The sequence below is a fragment of the Limnospira sp. PMC 289.06 genome (assembly GCF_032350395.1).
Lineage (GTDB): Bacteria > Cyanobacteriota > Cyanobacteriia > Cyanobacteriales > Microcoleaceae > Limnospira > Limnospira platensis.
In genome coordinates, this window is record NZ_JARPLC010000199.1 from 1 (window position 1) to 5,271 (window position 5,271).

At 51.4% G+C, this 5,271-nt stretch carries 8 protein-coding genes and 1 pseudogene; all 9 read left to right on the forward strand.

The genetic code is table 11. From position 1 onward, the window contains the following. Positions 1-165: 165 nt before the first annotated feature. The 9 genes and pseudogenes from P5674_RS22970 to P5674_RS23015 all read left to right on the forward strand — a co-directional run bounded on the left by P5674_RS22970 (position 166) and on the right by P5674_RS23015 (position 5,133). Entirely contained in the window at positions 166-951 is a 786-nt protein-coding gene (locus tag P5674_RS22970) for a Uma2 family endonuclease (RefSeq protein WP_014276157.1), read from the forward strand. A 129-nt stretch (positions 952-1,080) separates the two neighbouring features. After that, positions 1,081-1,360 (forward strand): annotated as a pseudogene (locus P5674_RS22975) (transposase); the annotation flags it as partial. Positions 1,361-1,502: 142 nt separating this feature from the next. Next, positions 1,503-1,736, forward strand: a complete 234-nt coding sequence (locus P5674_RS22985; protein ID WP_286131397.1) for a DUF1828 domain-containing protein — start codon at positions 1,503-1,505, stop codon at positions 1,734-1,736. 221 nt (positions 1,737-1,957) lie between these two features. Then, on the forward strand, positions 1,958-2,188 hold the full coding sequence (locus P5674_RS22990) for a hypothetical protein (protein ID WP_006616440.1): 231 nt from the start codon (positions 1,958-1,960) through the stop codon (positions 2,186-2,188). A 286-nt stretch (positions 2,189-2,474) separates the two neighbouring features. Next, a complete protein-coding gene (locus P5674_RS22995; protein WP_167538958.1) occupies positions 2,475-3,125 on the forward strand; it encodes a type I restriction endonuclease in 651 nt (216 codons plus the stop codon). Continuing rightward, positions 3,125-3,982, forward strand: coding sequence for a DEAD/DEAH box helicase family protein (locus P5674_RS23000; protein WP_014276152.1), 858 nt, complete (start codon positions 3,125-3,127; stop codon positions 3,980-3,982). The genes P5674_RS22995 and P5674_RS23000 overlap by 1 nt, the downstream gene beginning before the upstream one ends. A gap of 12 nt (positions 3,983-3,994) precedes the next feature. Continuing rightward, positions 3,995-4,240, forward strand: a complete 246-nt coding sequence (locus P5674_RS23005) for a type I restriction enzyme subunit R domain-containing protein (RefSeq protein ID WP_014276151.1) — start codon at positions 3,995-3,997, stop codon at positions 4,238-4,240. A gap of 127 nt (positions 4,241-4,367) precedes the next feature. Next, complete coding sequence (locus P5674_RS23010) at positions 4,368-4,760, forward strand: type I restriction enzyme endonuclease domain-containing protein (RefSeq protein ID WP_014276150.1); 393 nt, start codon at positions 4,368-4,370, stop codon at positions 4,758-4,760. Further along, on the forward strand, positions 4,711-5,133 hold the full coding sequence (locus P5674_RS23015) for a type I restriction enzyme endonuclease domain-containing protein (RefSeq protein ID WP_014276149.1): 423 nt from the start codon (positions 4,711-4,713) through the stop codon (positions 5,131-5,133). The genes P5674_RS23010 and P5674_RS23015 overlap by 50 nt, the downstream gene beginning before the upstream one ends. Positions 5,134-5,271: the final 138 nt, after the last annotated feature.

Below are 5,271 nucleotides of genomic sequence, written 5' to 3' on the forward strand. Positions count from 1 at the left end.
TGCCATGGATTATGTTCTCAAGGCTGCGTCCTAACCGTATTGACTAGTGCTATACCTCCACCCAACCTACTTAAATATTGACGAAAAAATCAGCTATAATGTTAGCCAACTATGGACACCGACTCAATGGTGTATTCCAGTTCAATAATTGAGAGGTCTAATTTTATGGTAACTACTCCTCAACCCACACAACCCACAAAGGTCATCTACCCTGATTCTGATGGAAATCCCATGGCTGAAAATACCCGCCAGTTTCGCTGGATTGTAGTCATTAAAGAGAATTTAGAGATTCTGTTTGATGATGATCCGAATGTGTTTGTAGCGGGAGATTTACTCTGGTATCCCATGGAAGGCAATAATAAACTGCGTCAAGCACCTGATATAATGGTGGCGTTCGGACGACCTAAAGGCGTTCCGGAAGCGTCTCCGCAGGAGAATCGCGGTTCCTATAAACAATGGGAAGAAGGGAACATCCCTCCCCAAGTGGTGTTTGAAATTCTCTCGCCGGGAAATCGTCTCAAGGAGATGGTCAAGAAACAGCAGTTTTACGATCGCTATGGGGTGGAAGAATATTATATCTTCGACCCAGACCGTTTTGATTTTCACGGGTGGATACGCAATCAAACGGGTTCGCTGGAACTGATTGAGCAGGCGGAAAACTGGACGAGTCCCCGGTTAGGGATTCGCTTTGAACTCATTGAGGAGCAGTTCACCATCTATCGTCCTGATGGTCAGCGATTTCTCACCCCCACAGAGTTAGCCAAACTCGCCGAACAGCAGCGTCAGGAAGCCCAACAGCAGCGTCAGGAAGCCCAACAGCAGCGCTTGGAGGCCCAACAACAGCGTCAGGAAGCCCAACAACAGCATCAGCGGGCGGAGTTAGCGGAAGCGCGGCTGCGGGAATTGGAGGCTCGCTTACAGCAACTGGAAGGCGATCGCCCTTCTCCATAGCCGGTTGGATGAAACCCAACAGCCAGGTAGGTTGGATGAAACCCAACAGCCAGGTAGAGCACAAAACAGAAAAGTTAGGACGTATAATGGCAAGGATATCTACAGAAGACCCAAAATGCCAGCCCCCTTCGGACAGTGTTTGAGTTGTGGTTGGAGTTCATCTTAATTCCAACATTGAAGCCAGGTCAGACTCTAGTATTGGACAATGCAACGTTTCATAAAGGGGGGCGGCAGGCTGAACTGGTGGAGGCAGCTCAATGCCGTTTACTCTATCTTCCGCCTTATTCGCCAGACCTCAACAAGATAGAGAAATGTTGGTCGTGGCTGAAAGCCCGTATTCGCCACTGCACGTGAGCAGTTTGATTCTCTCGATGATGCCATGGATTCCTTTCTCCAAGCTGCGTCCTAACCACCTTGACTAATGCTATAGAGAAATGTTGGTCGTGGTTGAAAGCCCGTATTCGCCACTGCACGTGAGCAGTTTGATTCTCTCCATGATGCCATGGATTCCGTTCTCCAAGCTGCGTCCTAACCACCTTGACTAATGCTATATCAAGCCAGAAACCCAAACCCTCACCGATTTGGGTGAAACTTTGCGCTGGTTGGATATGCAAACCTCTCGGCAGTCCCTATCCAAAAAACAAGACTCGTTTCTCCAAGATATTCCAGTCACTTATGGCATCGAACTTTATGATGGAATGCTGCTGGTCAGAGTTGGGGACGACCTAGCAGAAGCCATTACTCGGTTAGTGCGCTTTGCGATCGCAGTTGCTAATCTGTGGTAACAGAACAGAACCCGACTGGCGGGAACCTTTAATGATGAAATCGCCAAACTCCTCAAAGATTATCACATCCCCTACCAACGAGACATCAAATTAGTGGGGCGATCAACTCGTTCCTGGGCGATCGACTTTGGCATCGGACATCCCCAGTAGGGTGCGTCAGATATCGCCAACCGAATAAATAGCCGATAATTAATTGCTGACGCACCGAGGCCTTAGTCGAAGTGCTGAGTACCAGCAATCGAGGCGCAGCCAATAGCAAAGTCAAGAATACGGTCGCCACCTGGGTTGATTTGCAGCACTACCAACTCCCCACGCAACCTTTACGCTTTATTTCCCTGTTTGACGATAGTTTGGATGTGTGGAGTAGTAGCCACATTAGCCAACTCGCGAAGTTGTCCGAGATTTGCTATCTGTCTAAGCCAGAAGAATTGATCGAGCAACTGGTGACATGAGTTATCTAACCGAAGACGAAATCGAACAAATCCTCCTAGCTCAACTGCAAGACCTCGGCTATACTCTAGACAATCCCTGGTGTTGTCACGACTATCCCTGACGGTTAAGCGCCGGAAAGGGAATCATGAGCGTATAGGTATCCTCTACCAACGGCGACTCGAAGCCCTCAAAAGCATCACACCACCATCCCCGCCAAAGCGAACGACGATGCCTTTAAAAAGCTGATCGCCACGGAAAAACCCAACCTAATCGAAGAAAACCGCCGCCTCCACCAAGCCTTAGTCGATGGAATCGATGTTGAGTTTTACGCGCCCAGATGGCACCATTCGCGGCGATAAAGTCAAGGCGATCGACTTTGACAATCCCAACGCTAACGATTGGCTCGTGCTTAACCAATTTACCGTCATCGAAAACAGCCACAATCGCCGCCCCGATGTCGTGGTCTTTATCAACGGGCTACCGATCGCCGTTATCGAAATTAAAAATCCGGGCAGCGAAACCGCCACCCTCGACGCCGCCTACAACCAACTGCAAACCTACAAAACCGAAATTTCCGCCCTCTTCCGTACCAACTCCGCATGGGGGTACCACACATGGCATCACCGCCCGCATCGGCTCCCTCACCGCCGACCTAGAGCGGTTCTTGACAATCCCTGGCGCACCATTGATGGAGAAGTGCTAACCAAAAGCACCCCGGAAATGCCAGTGCTGATCGAGGGGGTGTTTACCCAAAGGCGACTACTCGACCTGCTCGGAAACTTCATGCCAATCCCTGTCTTTGGCGATACCGGCTCTGGTATCCGCAAAATCATCGCGGGCTATCACCAGTTCCACGCCGTCCAAAAAGCCGTTACTAGCACCGCCCGTGCCATACTCGGCTCTAGCGCAAAGCGGGAGTCATCTGGCATACCCAAGGCTCCGGCAAAAGCCTATTGATGGCGTTTTATGCGCTCGCACTGGTGCGCTCTCTGGAACTAGAAAACCCGACAATCGTTGTGATTACCGATCCGGGTGACCTCGACGATCAACTGTTGGGCACGTTTGGCCTATGCCGCGATCTGATTCGCCAAACCCCCGAACAAGCGGAGAGCCGCAAACACCTGCAAGCCATCCTCAATCGCGCCTCCGGTGGGGTTGTCTTTACCACCATCCAAAAATTTGCCCCCGACAAAGGGGAAACCACCTATCCAGTTTTGAGCGATCGACGCAATATCATCGTCATGCCTATCCTGGATGAAGCCCACCGCAGCCAATATGGATTTAAAGCCAAAGTCGATCTAAAAACGGGAGAAATTGGCTATGGCTTCGCCAAATATCTGCGGGATGCCCTCCCCAACGCCTCCTTTATTGGCTTTACCGGAACCCCCATCGAAGCCACCGACGTTAACACCCCCGCCGTATTCGGCAACTACATCGACATCTACGACATCAGCCGCGCGGTGGAAGATGGCGCAACCGTCCCCATCTACTATGAAAGCCGCCTCGCCCGCATCGAACTTCCCGAAGCGCAAAAGCCCCAGATTGATGCAGAGATTGAAGAACTCCGTAACGGCGAAGAGCAATCGGAACAGGCGAGAATGACTCAAAAATGGGCAACGGTGCAAGCGGCCGTGGGAGCGGAAGCGCGGTTAAAGCTGGTTGCTGCGCCTCTCGTCAGTCACTTTGAAAACCGCCTCTTGGCACTGAGCGGTAAAGCGATGATCGTCAGGGATTGGCATGAGTCGGGCAATCTGCGTCAACCTTTACAATCAGATAGTCGCCCTCCGCCCGGGCTGGCATTCCCCGGACGATAACGAGGGATTGGCATGATTAAAATCGTGATGACAGGCTCGGCGACTGATCCGCCCGAATGGCAACCCCACATTGGCACCAAAGCCCGGCGCGATCTCCTAGCCAAGCGGATCAAAGATCCAAAGGATCCCCTGCAACTGGTCATCGTGCGGGATATGTGGCTAACCGGGTTTGATGCGCCCTCAATGCACACCATGTATATCGATAAACCGATGAAAGGTCACGGCCTCATGCCAATCCCTGGCGATCGCCCTGGTTAACCGGGTCTTTCGCGATAAACCCGCTGGCTTGGTGGTGGACTACATCGGCATCGGGCAACGCCTGAAAGAAGCTATCAAGACGCAGTGCTGGCACTTTCTAAAGCCTTTGCCCTAGCGGCGGCCAGCGATGCAGCCTGCCAAATTCGTATCGGAGGTCGGCTTTTTCCAAACCATCCGCGCTGCCCTGGTGAAATCCTCCGCCACCCCTGGCAAGTCCACGGCACAAAAAGAATTCGCGGCGGGGCAAATTATTAATCAGGCTGTGGTCTCCACTGAAATTGTCGATATTCTCAGGGCTGCTGGCTTATCCTCCCCGGATATTTCCATCTTCTCCGATGACTTCTTGCTAGAAATTCAGCAAATGGAGAAGAAAAATCTCGCCCTCGAAGCCCTTAAACGTCTGCTGAATGACGAGAGGCGCTCCCGTAGCCGTACCAACATCACCGAGGAGAAAAAGTTTGCGCTAGCGCTTGGAAAAGGCGATCACTCGATACCACACCAACGCCATCAGCACGGTTGAAGTTCTGCAAGAATTAATCAATCTGGCTCAAGATATTAAAGCCGCCCGCCAACGGGGCGAGGAACAAGGACTTTCAAGGGATTGCGATGAAATCGCCTTTTATGACGCTCTGGCGGAGAATGAAAGCGCGGTGGAAGTGATGGGCAATGACAGCCTAAAAACCAGAGATTGGCATGAATTGCTAATGAGCCTGAAATCGAACGTTACCATTGACTGGGCGCATCGGGAAAGTGCCCGCGCTCGTCTCCGTAGCACCGTTAAACGAATTTTGCGTAAATACGGCTATCCTCCAGACCTACAGGCGGCGGTTAAAAATGTCTTGCAGCAAGCGGAAGCGCTATCCGCTGCATGGGTGGTTGGTGGTTTGGTTTAAATTCCCTAGGGGTTCTAAATTTCGCACCAATAAACCTAAGATATCACCAAGCAAAATAATTGTCAAGCCATCTCCCTGTGGTACAGCAATTCTCATTTTGGCGAAAACCTGTTCAAGTCCCCAGCATCCCTGTATCGC

Excerpts from the sequence above, each read along its gene's own strand:
- P5674_RS22970 (WP_014276157.1), top strand. The coding sequence starts at position 166 with ATGGTAACTACTCCTCAACCCACACAACCCACAAAGGTCATCTACCCT.
- P5674_RS22995 (WP_167538958.1), top strand. The coding sequence starts at position 2,475 with ATGGAATCGATGTTGAGTTTTACGCGCCCAGATGGCACCATTCGCGGC.
- P5674_RS23000 (WP_014276152.1), top strand. The coding sequence starts at position 3,125 with ATGGCGTTTTATGCGCTCGCACTGGTGCGCTCTCTGGAACTAGAAAAC.
- P5674_RS23005 (WP_014276151.1), top strand. The coding sequence starts at position 3,995 with ATGATTAAAATCGTGATGACAGGCTCGGCGACTGATCCGCCCGAATGG.
- P5674_RS23010 (WP_014276150.1), top strand. The coding sequence starts at position 4,368 with ATGCAGCCTGCCAAATTCGTATCGGAGGTCGGCTTTTTCCAAACCATC.